This is a genomic window from Micromonospora psammae, assembly GCF_036902725.1.
GTDB lineage: Bacteria > Actinomycetota > Actinomycetes > Mycobacteriales > Micromonosporaceae > Micromonospora.
Genome location: NZ_JBAKHM010000001.1, coordinates 33,684 through 52,128, shown reverse-complemented (window position 1 = coordinate 52,128; position 18,445 = coordinate 33,684). Strand labels below are relative to the sequence as shown.

General features: G+C 75.4%; 12 protein-coding genes. 4 read left to right on the top strand and 8 right to left on the bottom strand.

Annotated elements, in window-relative coordinates; all coding sequences use genetic code 11:
• Positions 1-75: 75 nt before the first annotated feature.
• Positions 76-4,986, top strand: coding sequence for an SCO7613 C-terminal domain-containing membrane protein (locus V6U79_RS00235; RefSeq protein ID WP_334613023.1), 4,911 nt, complete (start codon positions 76-78; stop codon positions 4,984-4,986).
• A 28-nt stretch (positions 4,987-5,014) separates the two neighbouring features.
• Here the strand turns inward: V6U79_RS00235 and purE are convergent, their stop codons facing one another.
• The 3 genes from purE to V6U79_RS00220 all read right to left on the bottom strand — a co-directional run bounded on the left by purE (position 5,015) and on the right by V6U79_RS00220 (position 9,023).
• Positions 5,015-5,506 carry a 5-(carboxyamino)imidazole ribonucleotide mutase gene (purE, locus tag V6U79_RS00230; protein ID WP_334519869.1) on the bottom strand — a complete coding sequence of 164 codons (492 nt, stop codon included), beginning with the start codon at positions 5,504-5,506 and terminating at the stop codon, positions 5,015-5,017.
• Between the two features lie 95 nt (positions 5,507-5,601).
• A complete protein-coding gene (locus V6U79_RS00225) occupies positions 5,602-6,774 on the bottom strand; it encodes a 5-(carboxyamino)imidazole ribonucleotide synthase (protein WP_334519872.1) in 1,173 nt (390 codons plus the stop codon).
• 155 nt (positions 6,775-6,929) lie between these two features.
• Positions 6,930-9,023 (bottom strand): thioredoxin domain-containing protein, encoded by a 2,094-nt coding sequence (locus V6U79_RS00220; RefSeq protein ID WP_334613022.1) that lies wholly within the window; start codon positions 9,021-9,023, stop codon positions 6,930-6,932.
• A gap of 133 nt (positions 9,024-9,156) precedes the next feature.
• Between V6U79_RS00220 and V6U79_RS00215 the strand changes: the two genes are divergently transcribed.
• A complete protein-coding gene (locus V6U79_RS00215; protein WP_334613021.1) occupies positions 9,157-10,188 on the top strand; it encodes a phosphatidylinositol-specific phospholipase C domain-containing protein in 1,032 nt (343 codons plus the stop codon).
• Positions 10,189-10,422: 234 nt separating this feature from the next.
• Here V6U79_RS00215 and V6U79_RS00210 read toward each other — a convergent pair whose 3' ends face one another.
• The 3 genes from V6U79_RS00210 to mca all read right to left on the bottom strand — a co-directional run bounded on the left by V6U79_RS00210 (position 10,423) and on the right by mca (position 14,353).
• On the bottom strand, positions 10,423-12,891 hold the full coding sequence (locus V6U79_RS00210) for a putative bifunctional diguanylate cyclase/phosphodiesterase (protein ID WP_442933736.1): 2,469 nt from the start codon (positions 12,889-12,891) through the stop codon (positions 10,423-10,425).
• A 238-nt stretch (positions 12,892-13,129) separates the two neighbouring features.
• The gene (locus V6U79_RS00205; protein WP_334519882.1) at positions 13,130-13,423 is read right to left on the bottom strand and encodes a hypothetical protein; all 294 of its coding nucleotides are present in this window, start codon (positions 13,421-13,423) and stop codon (positions 13,130-13,132) included.
• 48 nt (positions 13,424-13,471) lie between these two features.
• Positions 13,472-14,353, bottom strand: coding sequence for a mycothiol conjugate amidase Mca (gene mca / locus V6U79_RS00200; protein WP_334519885.1), 882 nt, complete (start codon positions 14,351-14,353; stop codon positions 13,472-13,474).
• A 203-nt stretch (positions 14,354-14,556) separates the two neighbouring features.
• Here mca and V6U79_RS00195 point away from each other — a divergent pair, with 203 nt between their 5' ends.
• Entirely contained in the window at positions 14,557-14,991 is a 435-nt protein-coding gene (locus tag V6U79_RS00195) for a DUF4307 domain-containing protein (RefSeq protein ID WP_334519888.1), read from the top strand.
• A gap of 142 nt (positions 14,992-15,133) precedes the next feature.
• Positions 15,134-15,634 carry a transcription elongation factor GreA gene (greA, locus tag V6U79_RS00190; protein WP_334519891.1) on the top strand — a complete coding sequence of 167 codons (501 nt, stop codon included), beginning with the start codon at positions 15,134-15,136 and terminating at the stop codon, positions 15,632-15,634.
• Positions 15,635-15,705: 71 nt separating this feature from the next.
• Here the strand turns inward: greA and ilvA are convergent, their stop codons facing one another.
• Both ilvA and V6U79_RS00180 read right to left on the bottom strand, forming a co-directional pair.
• On the bottom strand, positions 15,706-16,926 hold the full coding sequence (gene ilvA / locus V6U79_RS00185) for a threonine ammonia-lyase (protein ID WP_334519894.1): 1,221 nt from the start codon (positions 16,924-16,926) through the stop codon (positions 15,706-15,708).
• 103 nt (positions 16,927-17,029) lie between these two features.
• Positions 17,030-18,439, bottom strand: coding sequence for an amidase (locus V6U79_RS00180; protein ID WP_334519897.1), 1,410 nt, complete (start codon positions 18,437-18,439; stop codon positions 17,030-17,032).
• Between the last annotated feature and the right edge of the window lie 6 nt (positions 18,440-18,445).

Below are 18,445 nucleotides of genomic sequence, written 5' to 3'. Positions count from 1 at the left end.
CGAAATCCGCGCCGGCTCAGGGCATGCTGCCAGGAGTGGGAGTCCACAGTGCGGGCGGCCGGGTGGAGGGGTGTCGTGCAGACCTTTCAGTGCTCCTCGTGCGGCCAGGAGATCAAGCCGGCCGTACGGTGCCCGCACTGCGGCGCCGAGCAGCCGCAGTGGCGCGAGCACCTCGCGGAGATCGAGCGCTCCATCGCGGACATGAAGGCCCGCGACGCCGAGATCGCCCGCGAGCAGCGGCAGATCGCCGCCAAGATGCAGGCCGCCCTCTTCCAGCGGGACATCCTCGCCCACGCCGGTGAGGAACGGGTCCGGCAGGCCACCCGCCCCCGCCGGGTGCTGCGCCGGCGGCCCGGCCGCCGGCCGCCGACCGCGACCACCGGCGCCCCACCCCGGGTGCCCCGGCAGGGCACCCCGCCATCCGGGCCCGCCGACCCGCCGCCGCCCCGGGCCACCGCCACCTGGCTGGACGCGGACGACCCGGAGCATCCGCCGGAGGCGTCCTCCCGGGAGGTGCAGAACATCCCGCTCGGGCTGGGCGCGCTGCTGCTGGCCGTTGCCGCGGTGGTCTTCGCCGCGGTGGCGACCAGCTCGATGGACGCCCTGGCCCGGCTGGGCATCCTGCTGGTCGCCACCGTGCTGCTGCTGCTCGCCCCGCCGGTGCTGGCCCGGCGCGGGCTCACCTCGACGGCCGAGACGATCGCCACGGTCGGCCTCCTGCTCGTGCCGCTGGCCGGCTACGCCCTCTGGGCGGTGGACACCATCGGCGACGGTGGGGCCTCCGGTGCGCTCTTCTCCGCCGCGATCTTCGCGATCACCACCGCCGTGGCGCTGGGCTACGCCCGCGGCACGGGGCTGCGCGCACCCCGCTTCGCCGCCGTGCTCGCCGCCCAGCCGGTGGTGCCGCTGCTCGCCTACGAGCGGGTCACCGGCCCCGGCGGCTGGGCGCTCGCGCTCACCGTGGTCGCTGTGCTCGACCTCTGGCTGGTCCGCTCCACGGTGGTCCTGGAACGTCCGGTCCGGGAGGACCTCCCCCCGAGCCCGCCCGGCCCGCCGAGCGCGCCCCGGCAGCGTACGGCCACCGAGAGCCGCCCCGAGGCGGCGCCGGAGGAGTCCGGCGAGGTGGTCGACGCCGCCCCGACCGCCCCGACGCCCACCGACGTCGTACGCCCGGTGCCGTGGCTGCCCCAGCTGGCCTGGCTGCTGCACGGGGCGTCGGTGGCGCTGGCCCTGGCGTACGCGGTCACCGCGCTGCTGCGCGCGAGCACCGTACCGGCGGCCGTCGGGGCGGGCGCGGTGCTGCTGCTGGCCGCCGCCGTGGCGCTGGCCGGGACGCTGGTGCTGCGCCGCCCGCCGCTGCCCGACGTGGGCGCCGGCATCTTCACCCTGGCGTTGATCGGCGCGCTGGGACGGATCGCCTCGGTCGCCCTTCCCGGCCGGGCGCTGCTGCTGATCGCGGCGGTCATCGCGCTGACCGGGCTGGCCGTGCGGGCCGTACCCGAGGCGGCCCGGCGCGGGCCGCAGTTCGCCTCGGCGGCGGCGCTGACGGTCAGCGGTTTGGTGGTGGCCGGCGGCGCGCTCCGCGCCGGCCTGGCCCCAGCCCAGGCGGCGCTGCCGGCCTGGTCGGCCGACCTGAGCCGGTTCCCCGCCGAACTCGCCGCGGCGGCCGGCCCGGCGGGCTGGCAGCTCGCGGCCAGCGCCCTGCTGCTCACCGTCGCGGCGGTGCTGGCCCTGCCCCCGGAGATCCGGCGGGAGTTCGCGGTGGTCGGCGCCGGGCTGACCGCGCTCGCCGTACCGGCCTCCCTCGGCCTGGGCTGGGCGGCGGCGCCCTGGCCGATGGTGCTGGCGGCGGTCGGCATCGGGGTGCTCGGCCTCGCCGCGCCCATCGCCCGCACCGCGCTGGTGCACGCCGTCACCGCGACGGTCGTCGGCGTGATCGGTGCCGGGGCGGCGCTGAGCCGGCCCGCGCTGACCGCCGCCGCGCTGATCACGCTGACCGTGGCGGGGGCGTTGGCGGCGTTCGCGCCCCGGGTGCGGATCGCCCCGGCGGCGGCCGACACGCTCTCCGCCTGGGCGGCCGGCGGGGCGGCGTTCGCGCTGCCCGGGGCGGTGGCGGCCTTCGTCGCCGCCACCGAGCCGGCCGGCCCGGCGCCGACCCCGGCGGTGCTGCGGGAGCTGACCGTCCCGATCCTCGCGGCGAGCTTCCTCGCCGTCTGCGTCACCCTCGGCTACGCCGCCCTGGTGCAGGTCTCCCAACGGCATCTCACCCTGCCGCACGCGGTCGGCACCGGGCTCGGCGCGCTCGCCGTCGTCGGCGCCGCCTTCTTCGCGCCGGGCCGGACCGCCGCCGACGCCTGGGTGGGCGCGCTGCTGCTGGTCGCCACCCTGCTGGTGGTCTTCGCCGGCCAGGTCGACGCGGGACGCCGCTCGGACGCCACCCTCGACGGCTCCGACCTGGCCGCCGCCGCGGTCACCGCCGCCCTGATCGCCACGCTGGCCCGGATCGCCGCGGTGATCTCCCCCGGTGGGCAGCTCGTGGTGGCCGCCGCGCTGGTGCTGCTGGTCGCGGTCGCCGCGCGGGCGATGCCGGAGGAGTGGCGCCGCGGGCCGATCCTCGGGATCGCCGTCGGCGGCGCCCTGATCGGCCTGCTCGCCGGCGCGTCGGCCCTGCGCGGCGGGATCGGCGCGCTGGCGACTCCCGGCCCGATCTGGGCCGGCGACCTGACCGGCTGGCCGGCCGCCCCGACCGGCGGCGACACCTGGCAGGCACCGGTCACGCTGGTGCTGCTCGCGGTGGCCGCGGGGATCCTGCTGGCGACGCCCTGGAAGTACGACGTCGCCGGTGCGGCCGTGGTGCTCGCCACCATCGGCGCGCCCGCCGCGTTCGACCTGCCCTGGTGGTCTCCGGTGCTGGTCGGGCTGGCCGTCGCCACGGCCTTCGGGATGGCCGCGGTGGCCTCGGTCGACCCGCGGGCCGGGCTGTCCCGGGCCACCGTCGCCGGGGCGGTGGCCCTGCACGCGGCCGGAGCCGGCCTGGTCCGGCCCTGGACCACCGCGCTGGCGCTCGGGGGCATCGCGTTGATCGGGCTGGCGGTCGCCGGCCTGGCCCGGACGCTGGCCCCGTCGCTGGTGGAGGACGTCGAGACCGAGGGGATGCCGCCGCACCTGGTGCAGATCGGCGGCGCGGCGGCGGGCGCCGCCCTGCTGGCGCTGCCCGGCGCGGTGGCCGCCCTGGCCGCCGAGTTCGGTCACTCCGCCCAGGTGGTGCTGACCGCCGCGCTGGCCACGTCCAGTGTCACGCTGGCCGCAGTCGCCGCGGTCCGCCGGCAGGTGCCGCAGTACCTGCCGTACGCGAGCGCGGCGATCGTCGGCGCGGCGACCGTGAGCGCACTCGCCGCGATCTTCGCCCGACTCCCCTCCGGGGTGTACGCCGCGGCGGCGGCGCTGCTCGGGGTGCTCGCCGAGCTGGTCCGGGCGGCCACCGTCCCGCCCGCCGGCTCCGCGCAGCCGGTGCGGCGCTGGTCGGTGCTGCTGGACGGGGCGCTGCGCCGGCTGCCCGACGACGGCACCGCACGCCGCTGGCGGGTCAGCCCGGCGCTCGGGGCGCTCGCCGCGGCGGCCCTGCCGACCCTGCTGGCGTTGGCCTCACTGGCCCCGCTGCTCTACATCGCCCTGGTCGAGCCGCACCGGATGCTCGCGCACGTCTGGCAGGGACCACCCCCGGAGCTGCGCACCCCGCCCCCCGAGGCGGTCGACGCGACGCACGTGCTGACCGCGCTGCTGCTCACCGCGACCGCGGCGCTCGCCGCCACCGGGTTCAGCGGCGGGCGGCGGTCCCGGGCCGTACCCGTGGTGCTGCCCGGGCTCGCGGTGACCCTGCTGATCACCCCGGTCGCCCTCGGCCGGGCCTGGCCGGAGAACGCGCTGGCCGCGCTCTCGGTCTTCACGATCTCGATGCTGGGGCTCGCGCTGACCGCGCCGCCGCCGCTGGCCGAGCGGGCCCGCTCGCTGCGGGTGGCCCGGGTGCTGGTCTTCGTCGTCGGGTTGGCCGCCGGCGGCGCCGGCCTGGCCGGCGGCCTCCCCGACCGCGGCCTGACCCTGTTCACCCTCGGTGGCGCGGTCGGCGTCGGCGCGGTCGCCGCGATCTTCGGCACCACCCAGCGGGCCCGCATCCTCGGTTGGCTCTTCGCCTCGCTGATGGCGCAGCTCTTCGTGCTCACCGTCGGCCTGGTGGCCGGGCTGGCCGCGGTCTGGTCGGCGTTCGGGGTGCTCGCGGTCGGCGCGGCGTTGCAGGTCTTCGCGGCGACGCTGCCCCGGCTGCGGCGGCCGGAGGCGCAACGCGAGGCGGCCACCGTGGAGTGGAGCGGGTACGCCGCCGCGCTGATCGCCCTGGCGCTCGCCTTCGACTCGCCACGGCACATCGCCGCCCTGCTGGCCGCCTGGGGCGCCGTCCTCGGGGTGGCGGCGGCGCGGCCCGGGCGCCGGCCGGTGGAGCGGCAGATCCTGTTCTGGGCCGTGGTGGCCTGCGAGATCACCGCCTGGTGGACCCTGATGCGGGTGGCCGACGTGGCACTGCCCGAGGCGTACACGTTGCCGTTCGCGGCGCTCGCCCTGCTGGTCGGGGTGATCGAGCTGCGGCACCGGCCGGACCTGTCGAGCTGGGTGGCGTACGGGCCGGCGCTGGTCGCCGCGTTCGTGCCCACCCTGGCGATCGTGCTGGCCACCGAGTCCAGCACGCTGCGGCAGGTGCTGCTCCTGCTCGGCGCGGTGGCGGTACTGATCTTCGGGTCGAGCAGCCGTCAGCAGGCACCGGTGATCGTGGGCGCCACGGTCACCGCGATCGCCGCGGTGCACGCGCTGTTCAGCCTGGGGCCGTGGCTGGTGCTGATCCCGGTCGGGCTGGTCCTGCTGGTGCTGGGGGCGAGCAACGAGCGCCGCCGCCGCGCCCAGGAACGGTTGCAGACCGCGCTACGCGGCATGAGGTGAGGCGGAGGGTCCCTGCGGCGTGAGTGGGTCAGGTGAGGGAGGCGCGGAGGGCGGCGTCCTTCTCGGCCACCAACTCCTCCAGGCTCGCCTGGAAGGCGGTCATCCGTTCCAGCAGTGCCGGGTCCGAGGCGGCCAGGATGCGGACGGCGAGCAGCCCGGCGTTGCGGGCGTTGCCGATCGACACGGTGGCCACCGGCACGCCGGCCGGCATCTGCACGATGGAGAGCAGCGAGTCCATCCCGTCGAGGTGCTTCAGCGGCACCGGCACGCCGATCACCGGCAGCGGGGTCACCGAGGCGACCATGCCCGGCAGGGCGGCCGCGCCACCCGCCCCGGCGATGATCACCTTGAGCCCCCGGTCGGCGGCGTCGCGGCCGTACTCGATCATCTTGACCGGGGTCCGGTGCGCCGAGATCACCGCGACCTCGTAGGGCACCGCGAACTCGTCCAGCGCCTCGGCGGCGGCCTTCATCACCGGCCAGTCCGAATCGCTGCCCATGATCAGTCCGACGGTGCTCACGTGCAGCTTCCCTTCGTTCGCGACCGCGGGGCTCGCAAGCTCACTCCTCGCGCTCACGCGGCTTCCCTTCGTTCGCGACTGCGGGGCTCGCAAGCTCACTCCTCGCGCTCACTGTGCCCCTCCCGCAGCCAGCGGGCGGCCCGCGCCGCCCGCGCCCGTACGTCCGCCAGGTCGTCACCGAGGACCGTGACGTGCCCGATCTTGCGGCCGGGCCGGACCTGCTTGCCGTAGAGGTGGACCTTGGCGCCCGGCTCGGCGGCGAAGAGGTGGTGCAGCCGCTCGTCGATGGAGATCCCGCCCGGCTCGCCGCCGAGCACGTTCGCCATCACCACGACGGGCGCGGTCAGCGAGGTGTCCCCCATCGGGTAGTCGAGCACCGCCCGCAGGTGCTGCTCGAACTGGGAGGTACGGGCGCCCTCGATGGTCCAGTGCCCCGAGTTGTGCGGGCGCATGGCCAGCTCGTTGACGACGAGACCGGCGTCGGTCTGGAACAGCTCCACCGCCAGCAGACCGACCACGCCCAGCGCGGTGGCCAGGTCGATGGCGAGCTGCTGGGCGGCGACCGCCAGCTCCTCCGACAGGCCGGGAGCCGGGGCGAGCACCTCGACACAGATGCCGTCGCGCTGCACCGTCTCCACCACCGGGTACGCGGCGACCTGCCCGAACGGCGAGCGGGCCACCTGCACGGCCAGCTCCCGGCGCAGCGCCACCCGCTCCTCGACGATCAGGAGGGTGCCGCCGGCGAGCAGCGTGGCGGCCAGCTCGGCGGCCTGGGCCGCGTCGTCGACCATCCAGACACCCCGGCCGTCGTATCCGCCGCGGGCGGCCTTGAGCACCACCGGCCAGCCCTGTTCGTCGCCGAACGCGACCAGGTCCTCCGGGGTGGCGACCGGGCGCCAGGCCGGGTTCGGCGCGCCCAGCTCGGCCAGGCGCTCCCGCATGACCCGCTTGTCCTGCGCGTGCAGCAGCGCGTCGGCCGGCGGGAAGAGTTTCACCCCTTCGGCGGCGAGGGCGCGGATGTGCTCCGTCGGCACGTGCTCGTGGTCGAAGGTGACCACGTCGCAACCCTTGGCGAAGGTGCGCAGCGCGGCGAGGTCGGTGTGGTCGCCGTACTGCACGTCGGCGGCGACCAGGGCCGCGCCGTCGTCGGGGGCGAGCGCCAGCACGCGGAGCGACTGGCCGAGGGCGATGGCGGCCTGGTGGGTCATCCGGGCCAACTGGCCGCCGCCCACCATGCCGACGACGGGCAGACCGGTACGGGAATCCATAGCGCCGCCAGCCTATCCGGGCGGTCGACGGCCCCGACCCGGAGGGCCGGCACCCAAGCCCGGCCGTCCCTCAAGATCGTGCTGGATCACGGAAGCAGTGGCCGCCACGACGGCAGGAGGCTCCTCTCTCCTGGTTCCAGCACGATCTCGGGGGCTCAGGTGAGCTGGGCGACCAGGTCGTCGACCGAGGTCACCGGCCGCTGGCAGACGAAACCCCGGCAGACGTACGCGGTGGGCCGTCCGTCGACCAGCGGCCGGTCCGCCAGCAGCGGCACCCCCGGCTGGTCGGGCCGGCCGGCGACCACCACCGCGCCGGGCGGGGCGTGCCGGTGGGCGGCGGCGACCAGCGGATCCCCTGCCGGGTCGTCGGTCGCCACCGCGATCTCGTACGGCCCGGAGAGCAGCGCCTCCCCCGCGGCAGCCGCGTAGCCGGTGAACCGGGCGTGCCGGCCGACGATCGGCGCGACGGTCGACAGGGCCGCCTCGGCCGCCTCCCGGTACCGGCTCTCCCCGGTCAGCGCGGAGTACGTCACCAGCGCCGCCACGATCGCCGAGCGGCCGGACGGGGTGGCGTTGTCGGTGGGATCGGCCGGGCGGGCGACCAGCCGCTCGGCGTCGTCCGCGGTGTCGTAGAAGCCGCCGTCCGGGGCGGCGAAGCGGGCCAGCGCGGTGTCGAGGAGCTGTCCGGCCAGCTCCAGCCAGCGTCCCTCGCCGGTCAGCTGGTGCATGGCGCAGAACGCCTCGGCGACGCTGCCGTGGTCCTCCAGCACCCCGGCCGGCTCGCCGACCACGCCGTTGCGGGAGGCGCGGCGCAGCCGTCCGTCCACCAGGTGCACCCGGGCCAGGTGCTCGGCGGCGTCCCGCATCGCCCCGTCGGCGACGATGGTGACGCCCTCCATCAGGTTCGCGTCCTCGTCGTCGGGAGACGCGTACAGGGCGGCGACCTGGAGGAACTCGGTGATCGCGGTGATCGCCAGGCCGTTCCAGGCGGCCACCACCTTGTCGTCGCGGGCCGGTTGGGGCCGGGCGTCGCGGGCGGCCAGCAGCCGCCCCACGACCTCCTGCCAGCGGCGGCGCACGTCGGGGTCGGCGTCGTCGACGTCCCGGGCCAGCCTCAGCACGCTCGTGCCGTGCTCAACGCCCCTCCTTCCGTCCGGAGTGCCGTCTTGCGGCGCGGAGGCGGAATGAGGGGCGAAGGTGCCCTCCTCGGTCACGGCGAACAGGTCGGCGGCCCACCGGCCGTCCTCCTCGCCCAGCGCCTCGACCAGCTGGGCCGGCGTCCAGGCGTAGGTGAGCCCCTCGACGCCCTCGGTGTCGGCGTCGAGCGCGGAGGCGAAGCCCTCCCCCGGCTTGTGCAGCTCGTCGGCGAGGAACCGGACGGTGTCCCGGGCCACCCGCCGGGCCAGCGGGTCCCCGGTGAGCCGCCACAGCTGGGTGTAGACCCGCAGCAGCAGCGCGTTGTCGTAGAGCATCTTCTCGAAGTGCGGCACCGTCCAGTGCCCGTCCACGGAGTAGCGGGCGAAGCCCCCGGCGAGCTGGTCGTAGATGCCGCCGCGGGCCATCGCCTCGCAGGTGTGCCGGACCATCTCCAGGCTGCGCTCCGCGCCGGTGCGCCGGTGGTGGCGCAGCAGGAAGAGCAGGTTCATGTGCGGCGGGAACTTCGGCGCCCCGCCGAAGCCGCCGTTCGTCGCGTCGTACTCCTCGGCGAGCTGGTCGGCGGCGGTGTCGAGCAGTTCGGCGGTGAGCGGGGCGGTCGGGCCGCCGACGGCCTGGGCGCCGCCGATCGCCTCGACCACCGCGGCGCCCTGGCGCAGCACGGCCTCCCGCTGGTCCCGCCAGGCGGTCGCCACCGACTCGAGCAGCCGGACGAAGTTGGCCCGCGGGAAGTAGGTGCCGCAGAAGAACGGGGTGCCGTCCGGGGTGGCGAAGACCGTCATCGGCCAGCCGCCCTGCCCGGTCATCGCCTGGGTGGCGGTCATGTAGATCGCGTCGACGTCCGGCCGCTCCTCACGGTCCACCTTGATCGCCACGAAGTCGTCGTTGAGCAGGGCGCCGACGTGCTCGTTCTCGAACGACTCGTGCGCCATCACGTGGCACCAGTGGCAGGCCGCGTAGCCCACCGAGATCAGCACGGGCACGTCCCGCCGCTTCGCCTCGGCGAACGCCTCGTCGCACCACGGCCACCAGTCGACCGGGTTGTCGGCGTGCTGGAGCAGGTACGGCGAGGTGGCCTGAGCGAGTCGGTTCACCCGACGACCATATCCAGCTCCGCGTCCGCCCACCGGTCGGACCAGCGGCATCCCGGGGTCTTCCCCCGTTCACGTTCCTACATTTATATCTGTGCATGTCCGGCGACGACCGCCGGCGCCCGAGGAGGCACACATGCGCGGAACCCGTCCCCTGTCAGCCCTCACCTGCACCGCGGTGCTCGCAGCGGTGCTCGCCGGCCAGCCGGCGTCGGCGGCCGTGGAGCCGACCGTCCGGGTCTCCGCGACCACGGTCGTCGGCACCCACAACGCCTACGAACGCGGCACCTACACCTACCTGGCGCAGTCGCTCGACGCCCGGCCCGGCCTGATCGAGCTGGACGTCTGGCCGGACGTGTTCGCCCGACAGTGGCGGGTCAGCCACTCGAACCCGGTGGGCAACGACAACAACTGTGTCGCCGCCACCAGCGCCACGCAGCTCTACACCGGCACCCGCAACAAGAACCTCGAACACTGCCTGGACGACATCCGGCTCTGGCTGGGGGCCCACCCGGACGCCGGGCCACTGATCCTGAAGCTCGAACTGAAGACCGGTTTCAGCTCCCGTACCGGGCAGGGACCGGCGCAGCTCGACGCGCTGCTCGCCGCCCGCCTGGGTGACCGGGTGTTCCGCCCGGCCGACCTCAAGGGTGGGTACGCGTCGCTGGACGCCGCCGCCCGGGCGGACGCCTGGCCGACCCGGCAGCAGCTCGCCGGCAAGGTGATCGTCGAGCTGATCCCCGGCACGGTCGAGGAGGGCAACCCGACCGACACGCTGCGCACCGACGTCGAGTACGCGCGCCACCTGTCCGCCCTGGCGGCGGCCGGCACCCTGGTCCGGGCGCAGGCCTTCCCGGCCGTGCACAACGCTCAGGCCGGCGACCCCCGCACCCGCTACACCGAGGTCAGCCTCCGGCCCTGGTTCGTCGTCTTCGACGGCGACGCCAGCGCCTACGTGACCGGCGGCATCGACACCGCCTGGTATCACGCCAACCACTACCTGCTGGTGATGACCGACGCGCAGAACGTCCCGCCGGCGGTGGGGAACACCGACCCGGACGCCGCCCGCGCCCGCGTCGCCGAACTCGCGGCGGCGCACGCCAGCGTCACCTCGGCCGACTGGGCGGCCCTGCCCGCCGTGGTCGGCGAGGTCCTTCCCCGCGGCTGACCCGCGGCCGGGCCCGGTTCGCGGCCGGGCCCCGGTTCGCGGCCGGGCCCCGGTTCGCGGCCGGGCCCCGGTTCGCGGCGTGTCGGGGTGTTCCGCCGCCCGGACACCCCGACACGCCGCATCTCGCGGTCGGCAGCGCACCCGCGACGGCGCAGCTCGCAGCCGGGCCGCGCGGGGGCGGCCCGGGACCGCATGAAAGAGGGCACCGCGGAGCGGGCGAAGAGGGCCCGGCGGTCAGGAGGCGCCGTCGGCGCGCAGCGGAAAGACGTTCGAGCCGGCGGCGCCGCGCAGCGAGCCGAGCACCGCGCCGATCTTGTCGGCGGGCATCGGCTTGAAGAAGTGGTAGCCCTGGGCGGCGGTGCAACCCAGCTCGGTCAGGGCGAGCCGCTGCTCGGCGGTCTCGACGCCCTCGGCGACCACCCGCAGGCCCAGCTCGTGGGCGAGCCCCACCGTCGTCCGGACGATCGCCGCCGCCTCCGGCGAGTCGGCCATCCGGATCACGAACGACCGGTCCACCTTCAACTCGTCCACCGCGATCCGGGTGAGGAAGGTCAGCGACGAGAAGCCGGTGCCGAAGTCGTCGACGGCCAACTGCACCCCCATCGACCGCAGCGTGGCGAGCACCTCGTCGATGACCTCCAGCTCGCTCATCACCACCGTCTCGGTGATCTCCAGGACCAGCCGGCGCGGCGGCACCTGGTGGCGGCGCAGCGCCTCGGCGATCTCGCTCGGCAGTCGGGTGTCGAGCAGGCTGCGCGCCGACAGGTTCACCGAGATGGGCACGTCCAGGCCGTCGCGGGCCCACTCGGCGGCCACCGAGAGCGCCTTGTCCAGCACGTACCGGGTGAAGGTGCCGAGCTGCTCGCTGTTCTCCACCGGCCGGATGAAGTCCGCCGGGTTCAACCAGCCGCGCCGCGGGTGCCGCCAACGGATCAGCGCCTCCACCCCGGTCGGCGCGCCGGTCGCCAGGTCCACCGCCGGTTGCAGCGCCAGCACCAGCTGGTCGTCGGCCTGGAGGGCCTCCCGCAGCTCGGCGAGCAGGGCCAGCTGGTCGGTGCTGGCGGCGTCCCGGGAGCTGTCGTACGCGGCGACGTTGCCGCCGCCCTCCTTCGCCTGGTACATGGCGATGTCCGCCCGGCGCAGCAGCTCGGTCAGGTCGGCCGTGCCCGCGTCGGCGACCACCACCCCCACCGAGACCTCGACCGACATCCGCACCCCGGCCACCTCGGTCGGCGCGGCGAGCCGCTCGGCGATCTCCCGCGCCTGGCGCAGCGCGTACGCCATCGGGGCGGTCCGGTCGCCGATCACCGGCACCGAGGTCAGCAGCAGGGCGAACTCGTCGCCGCCGAGGCGCCCGAGCAGGTCGCCGGGGCGGGCCAGGGTGCCCAGCCGGTTGGCGGTCAACCGGAGCAGCTGGTCGCCGGCGGCGTGCCCGAGCGTGTCGTTGACCTCCTTGAACTGGTCGATGTCGAGCAGCAGCAGCGCCACCGGGTGGTCGTGCGGGAGCTGGCGCAGCGCCTGGTCGCCCTTGCCGAGCATGGCGGCCCGGTTGACCAGCCCGGTCAGCGCGTCGTGCACCGCCTCGTACGACGACCGCGCGTTGACCAGCCGCAGCTCCCGGTGGGTGGCGGCGTCGTGCAGCGCGGCGGCGAGCGCGTCGGAGAAGGCCGCCACGCCGTCGCGTTCGCGGGCGCTCGGCGGCGCGGAGGCGGGGAACCGGACCCGCAGCTCGCCCACCTCGACGTCGCCGACCGCGAGCCGGCGGACCAGCTCGTGCTCCCCGGTCGGGGCGAGCGCCGGCGGGCCCACCTCCCGATCGCGCACCTGGCCGGAGGCGTCGCCCCGGTAGCGCCGCCACCGGCCCTCGCCGCGGGCCACGTCGACGTCGACCAGCTCGGCGCCGAAGAGGGTCAGCGCGCCGGCCACCGCGGCGGTCGCCACGCCCCGCTCGTCGAGCTGGTTGAGCGCCGCGGTCGCCTCGGCGAACGCCCGCCAGGTACGCCGCTCCTGGTCGGCGCGGAGCCGGTGCCGGTAGGTCTGCTGGAGCAGCCAGAGCAGCGGCGGCAGGAGGAGCAGCCACCGGCCGTCGACCTCGAGCAGCGCGACCACGGCGAGGCCGACCGCCACGTTGCCCACGAACATCAGCAGCTTGCCGCGGAGCGCGGTGAACACCGGCGGGCCGAGCGCCACCCCGTGCCGCAGCGCCAGGGTGGCGCCGCCGAGCCCGGCGGTGGCGAGCAGGTACGCCACCGAGCCGGCGATCAGGGCCGACGCGAGCCCGGGGGTGGGCGCCGCCAGCAGCGGCTCGCCGAGCGCGGAGGCGACGGCGACGCCGAGCGCGGTGGCGGCGGTGATCGACGCGGCGATCCGCAGCACCTCGACCGGGGGCCGGCGGTCGGCCACCACCGACATCGCCGTCCAGGAGAGCCCGACGCCGAGCAGCGCCGCGGCCGGCAGCCAGCCGGCCGGCGCCAGGTAGAGACAGACGATGAGCGCGGCCTCGCCCCAGGTGATGCTGACCATGCCGGTGGCGGTGCGGAACCGCAGCCGGGCCAGTTGGGCGACCGAGAAGGCCGCGACCGCGATGCCGAACCGGGCCGGCGCAGGAAGCGGATCGTCGGGGGGCAGGACGGCCGGGACGCTCAGCCCGAGCGCGACCGCCGCCACGGCGGTGAGGGTGACCGCGGCGGTCAGCAGGAGCACCCGTGGCGGCGTGTCACGGGTGTCGGGCGGGCCGGCGACGCCGTCGGCCCTGCCGGAGGTCACCGGCCCGCTCCGTCCGCCGTCCGACCGGTGGCGGGGACGCGCGCTGTCGCGACGGTCATGGCGCCCCCTCCCGCGCACGGCTCAGGGACTTTCGGTCCCCCCGGCGGAAGGCTAAGCCAATCCGGGTGGCCGCAACAGGGGGCGACGACCCGGATCGGCGTGAATCCGGCTCCGACTACCCGTTCCGGCGCTGCTGGCGGCCGTTGGGGGCGTTCGTACGTGATTCCTGCGGCGTGGGGTCGTCCGCCGGATCCACGGCCGACGTGTCGGCCCGGCCGAGGTCGTCGGCCGGGCCCTGCGCGGGGAACCGGTCGGGCAGCCGGCGCAGCCGGGAGTTCATGTTGCGGATCAGCAGGACGGTGGCGGTGGCCAGGAGCAGGATGAGGAGCAGGCCCGTCGGTCCGGCCAGCCCACCCGTGCGGGTGTCACCGAAGTTGTTCTCCGCGAGGACCTGGGCGGCGGTCAGCATGGTGTTTCTCCGATGTGCGGTGGGCTTTCAGCGTAGCCCTCGCCACGGTCAGCAGGCATGGGCCGTCTCGCGGACCCCGGCGAAGAGGTCCGACTCGGGCAGCGGGCTGTCGACCAGCGAACGGACCAGTTGGAAGTCCTCCGTGGGCCAGGCACGCCGCTGGAGCTCCATCGGCACGTGGAACCAGAAGCCGTCCGGGTCGATCTGGGTGGCGTGGGCGCGCAGCGCGTCGTCGCGGACGGGGAAGTATTCGGCGCACTCGACCCGGGTGGTGATCCGGGGCCCCTTGTCGGGGCGGTCCTCCCAGCGCTCGAGCCACTCCCCGTACGGCGAGGCCAGGTCGGCGGCGAGCATCGCCTCGTGCAGCGCCAGGATCTTGCCCTTGGAGAAGCCGATGTCGTAGTAGAGCTTCAGCGGCTGCCAGGGGGCGCCCAGCTCGGGGTACCGCTCCGGGTCACCGGCCGCCTCGAAGGCCGCCACGCTGATCTTGTGGGTCATGATGTGGTCGGGGTGCGGGTACCCGCCCTCCTCGTCGTACGTGGTGACCACGTGCGGGCGGAACTCGCGCATCAGCCGCACCAGCGGCCCGGCCGCCACCTCGACGTCCTGAAGGGCGAAGCAGCCCTCCGGGAGCGGGGGCAGCGGGTCGCCCTCGGGCAGTCCCGAGTCGACGAAGCCGAGCCAGGCCTGCTCGATGCCGAGGATGGCGCGCGCGGCGTCCATCTCCGCGCGGCGGATGTCGGCGATGTTGGCCCACACGTCCGGCCGGTCCATCTTCGGGTTGAGCACGCTGCCGCGCTCGCCCCCGGTGCACGTCACGACCAGTACGTCGACTCCCTCGGCGACGTACTTCGCCGTGGTCGCGGCGCCCTTGCTCGACTCGTCGTCCGGGTGCGCGTGCACGGCCATCAGACGCAGCTGCTCTGCCAACTTGGGCGCTCCTCCCCCGCTGACGGCCCGGCCCGGGCCGCCCGGCTGCACTGCCGACATATCTCCCCGGCGGGGAGCCGGTCACCGGGTGACCTGTCGGCGTGGCCGCCGACCTGCCATTCTTGGTTCAGCTCCGGGCTGGGAAGATGGACTCTGCCATTCTTGCCGATGCCGCCGACGACAATGCCAGGAGATACCCGCCGGTGACCGAGACGCACGCCACAATTCCCTCCGGCGCGCCGGTGTTCCCGGCCGGTCGGTACGGCCGCCGCCGCGAACCCGGACGCCGCCGGCCGCTGCTGGTCGGACTCCTGGTGGCCGCCCTGGTCGCCGGGTTGGGCCTGGCCGCGGCGCAGCTCTACGCCCGCTACGGCGATCCGGCGTACGACGCCCAGGTGATCACCTACACCGACATCGACGACTCCGGCGTACGGGTGGACTTCCGGGTCACCCTGCCCGAGGGCGGGTCGGGGGTGTGCCTGCTGCGGGCACGCTCCCACGACGGGGCCGAGGTGGGCCGGGCCGAGGTGGCGGTCACCGCGGCGGCCGGCGAGCGGCAGGTCGTCGCCCGACACCGGGTCACCACCACGGAACGGCCCTTCATCGGCGAGGTCCTACGCTGCCGGCCGGCCGCCTGATCCCGCCCGAGCAGCGGAAACGTCCGGTACGTCCGGTGCGGGCACCCGTACCGCGGGTGATCGGCGACACCTGCGGGTGTGCCGCACTGGTAACTTGGTAACTCACCTGTCAGCCAGTCCCGCACAACCGAGGAGTACGCCTGTGTCCACCAATGACAACAAGGCGCCCGCCACCTGGCTGTCCCAGGACGCGTACGACCGCCTGCAGGCCGAGCTCGACGAGCACATCGCCAACCGGCCGGTCATCGCCGCCGAGATCAACGCCCGGCGCGAGGAAGGCGACCTGCGGGAGAACGGTGGCTACCACGCCGCCCGCGAGGAGCAGGGCAAGGCCGAGGGTCGCATCCTCTACCTCAAGGAGCTGCTGCGCACCGCCCAGGTGGGCGAGGCGCCGACCGCCGACGCGGTGTCGCCCGGCATGGTGGTGACGATCTACTTCGACGACGACAAGGAAGACACCGAGACCTTCCTGCTCGGTTCCCGGGAGATCGCCGCCACCACCGAGCTGACCGTCTATAGCCCCGAGTCGGCGCTCGGCAAGGCGATCCTGGGCGGCCGCGCCGGCCAGACCTGCACCTACACGGCACCCAGCGGCGCCGACATCAAGGTGACCGTGGTCAGCTTCGAGCCGTTCTCCGGCTGAGGCCCATCCCGCCGGGTCCGCGACCCAGCGGGCCCGATCGTGTACGAACCGAGGCGTGGCACCCGTGGGTGTCACGCCTCGGCTGCGAAGACCACCTGGTAGCCGCTGGCCCGCAGGGCGCTGATCAGCGTGTCGGAGTGCTCCACGCCGCGGGTCTCCACCGACAGCGCCACCTCGACCTCACCGAGCCGCAAGTGCGGGTTGGCCCGCTGGTGCTCCACGTCGACCACGTTCGCCCGGTGCTCGGCGATCTCGGTGAGCAGCGAGGCGAGCTGGCCGGGCCGGTCCGAGCAGCGGACGGTGACCCGCAGGTACCGCCCGGCCGCGGCCAGCCCGTGCTCGATCACCCGCAGCATCAGCAGCGGGTCGATGTTGCCGCCGGAGAGCACCGCGACCACCGGCGCCTCCACCTCGACGACCCCGGCCAGCAGCGCCGCCACCCCGACCGCGCCGGCCGGCTCCACCACCTGCTTGCCACGCTCCAGCAGCATCAGCAGCGCCCGCGAGATGTCCTCCTCGGAGACCGTGACGATCTCGTCGACCAGCTTGCGGACGTGGGTGAAGGTGATCTCCCCGGGCCGGCCGACGGCGATGCCGTCGGCGATCGTCGAGAAGGCCGGCAGTCGGACCGGCTCGCCGGCGACCAGTGAGGGCGGGAAGGCGGCCGCGCTGGCCGCCTGCACTCCGACGATCCGCACGTCGGGGCGCAGCGCCTTGGCCGCCACCGCCATGCCCGAGATCAGCCCACCACCGCCCACACCGGTGATGATGGTTCGCACGTCCGGGCACTGTTCGAGGATCTCCAGCGCCACCGTGCCCTGACCGGCGATGACGTCGGCGTGGTCGAAGGGGTGGATCAGCACCGCGCCGGTGCGCTCGGCGAAGGTCTGCGCGGCGACCAGGGACTCGTCCACGGTGTTGCCGACCAGTTCGACCTGGGCGCCGTACCCCTTGGTGGCGGCCACCTTGGGCAGCGGCGCGTTCACCGGCATGAAGACGGTCGCGTGGGTGCCCACCAGGCCGGCTGCGAGCGCCACCCCCTGCGCGTGGTTGCCGGCGCTGGCCGCTACCACGCCACCGGCCCGCTCCTGCGCCGACAGCCGGGAGATCCGCACGTACGCGCCGCGCACCTTGTACGACCCGGCGCGTTGCAGGTTCTCGCACTTGAGCCAGGCCGGGCCGCCGAGCGCGGCGCTGAGCGGCCGGGAGGGCTCCAGCGGGGTGGTCCGGGTGACGCCCGCGAGCAGCTCCCGCGCGGCCTGTACGTCGGCGAGACCGACCAGTTCCGTCATGCCCCGATCGTGCCATCCGCCCCCGGTGGGACCGGCGGCGACGCCGGGGGCGCGCCGGCCGGCACCTGCGGCGACGGTACGGTCACCGGCTGCTGCGGGACGGTCATGCGATCGCCGGCGACCCCGTGCCGACCCGGGGATAGCCCGGGGCGTGCCGCGACCACGGGGCCTGCAGCTCGAACTCCCCGGCGACGGCGAGCAGCAGCAGCTCCGAGCCGGGCGGGCCGATCAGCTGCGCGGCGACCGGCAGGCCGTCCGGCCGGCGACCCACCGGCACCACCATCGACGGCAGGCCGGCGATGTTCCACGGTGCGGCGTACGGGGCGTACCGGATGTTGGCCTTCACGTTCGCCAGCCAGGAGCGGCCGGCCCAGTTGGCGGCCTCCGGCGGCGGGCCGGCCAGCGCCGGGGTGAGCAGCAGGTCGACCGAGTGGTCGGCGAAGAAGCCGATCGAGCGGTCCCGCCAAGCGGCCCGGTCGGACTCCCGGACGTAGCCGCGCCGCTGCGCCCACTCGCCGAGGGCGACGTGCCGGCGACTGCGCCGTTGCAGGCCGCGCCGGTCCAGGCCGGCGGCGCGCACGTCGGCGGCGGCGGCCGCGAACCAGGTGGCGATGCCCTGCAACCCGAGCGCGGTCGGGTAGACCGGGTCGGCGGGGACCGTGTCGTGTCCGGCGGCGGCGAGCAGCCGGCCGGCGGCGGCCACCGCGTCCCGGTTGGGCTCGTCCGGCGAGACGCCGCGCACCGGGGAGCGCAGCGAGACGCCCACCCGCAGCCGGGGCGGCGGGACCAGCTTCTCCGGGCGACGGCCGGCGAGCACCTGGAAGCCGACCGCCGCGTCGGCGACCGTGGTGGTGAGCATCCCGTGCTCGGTCAGGCCGAACCAGTCCTCCGCCCCGAGCTGGCAGGGGACGACGCCGCGGCCCGGCTTGAGCCCGAGCAGCCCGCAGCAGGCCGCCGGGATGCGGACCGAGCCGAGGCCGTCGTTGCCGTGCGCGATCGGCACCAGCCCGGCCGCCACCGCGGCGGCGGCCCCGCCCGAGGAGCCGCCGGGGGTGCGCCGGGTGTCCCACGGGTTGCGGGTGACGGCGGTCTCGTCGTCGGTGCTGCCCCAGAGGCCGAGCTCCGGCATCCGGGTCGCCCCGAGGATCACCGCCCCGGCGCCGCGCAGCCGGCGGACCACCTCGTGGTCGGCCTCGGCCACCGGGGTACGCACCGCCGCCGAGCCGTTCCAGGTGGGCAGGCCCGCGACGGGGGTGTTCTCCTTGACCGCGACCGGCACCCCGGCCAGCGGGAGGTTGGCCAGGTCCTCCTGCTCGTCGACCTTCTCGGCCTCGGTGATCGCCTCCCCGCCGCGTACCACGCGGAACGCGGCGAGCTCGGCGTCGACCCGGGAGATGTGGTCCAGGTGGTCGGCCACGACCTGGGTGGCGGAGACGTCGCCGCGGCGTACGCCCCGGGCGATCTGCCTGGCGGTCGCCCCCACCCAGGTCGGCATGATGTCCTGCACGGCCACCCTCCC

Coding starts and splice junctions, on each gene's coding strand:
- V6U79_RS00225 (WP_334519872.1), bottom strand. CDS start 6,774: ATGGATTCCCGTACCGGTCTGCCCGTCGTCGGCATGGTGGGCGGCGGC.
- V6U79_RS00215 (WP_334613021.1), top strand. CDS start 9,157: ATGCGCGGAACCCGTCCCCTGTCAGCCCTCACCTGCACCGCGGTGCTC.
- V6U79_RS00205 (WP_334519882.1), bottom strand. CDS start 13,423: ATGCTGACCGCCGCCCAGGTCCTCGCGGAGAACAACTTCGGTGACACC.
- ilvA (WP_334519894.1), bottom strand. CDS start 16,926: ATGACGGAACTGGTCGGTCTCGCCGACGTACAGGCCGCGCGGGAGCTG.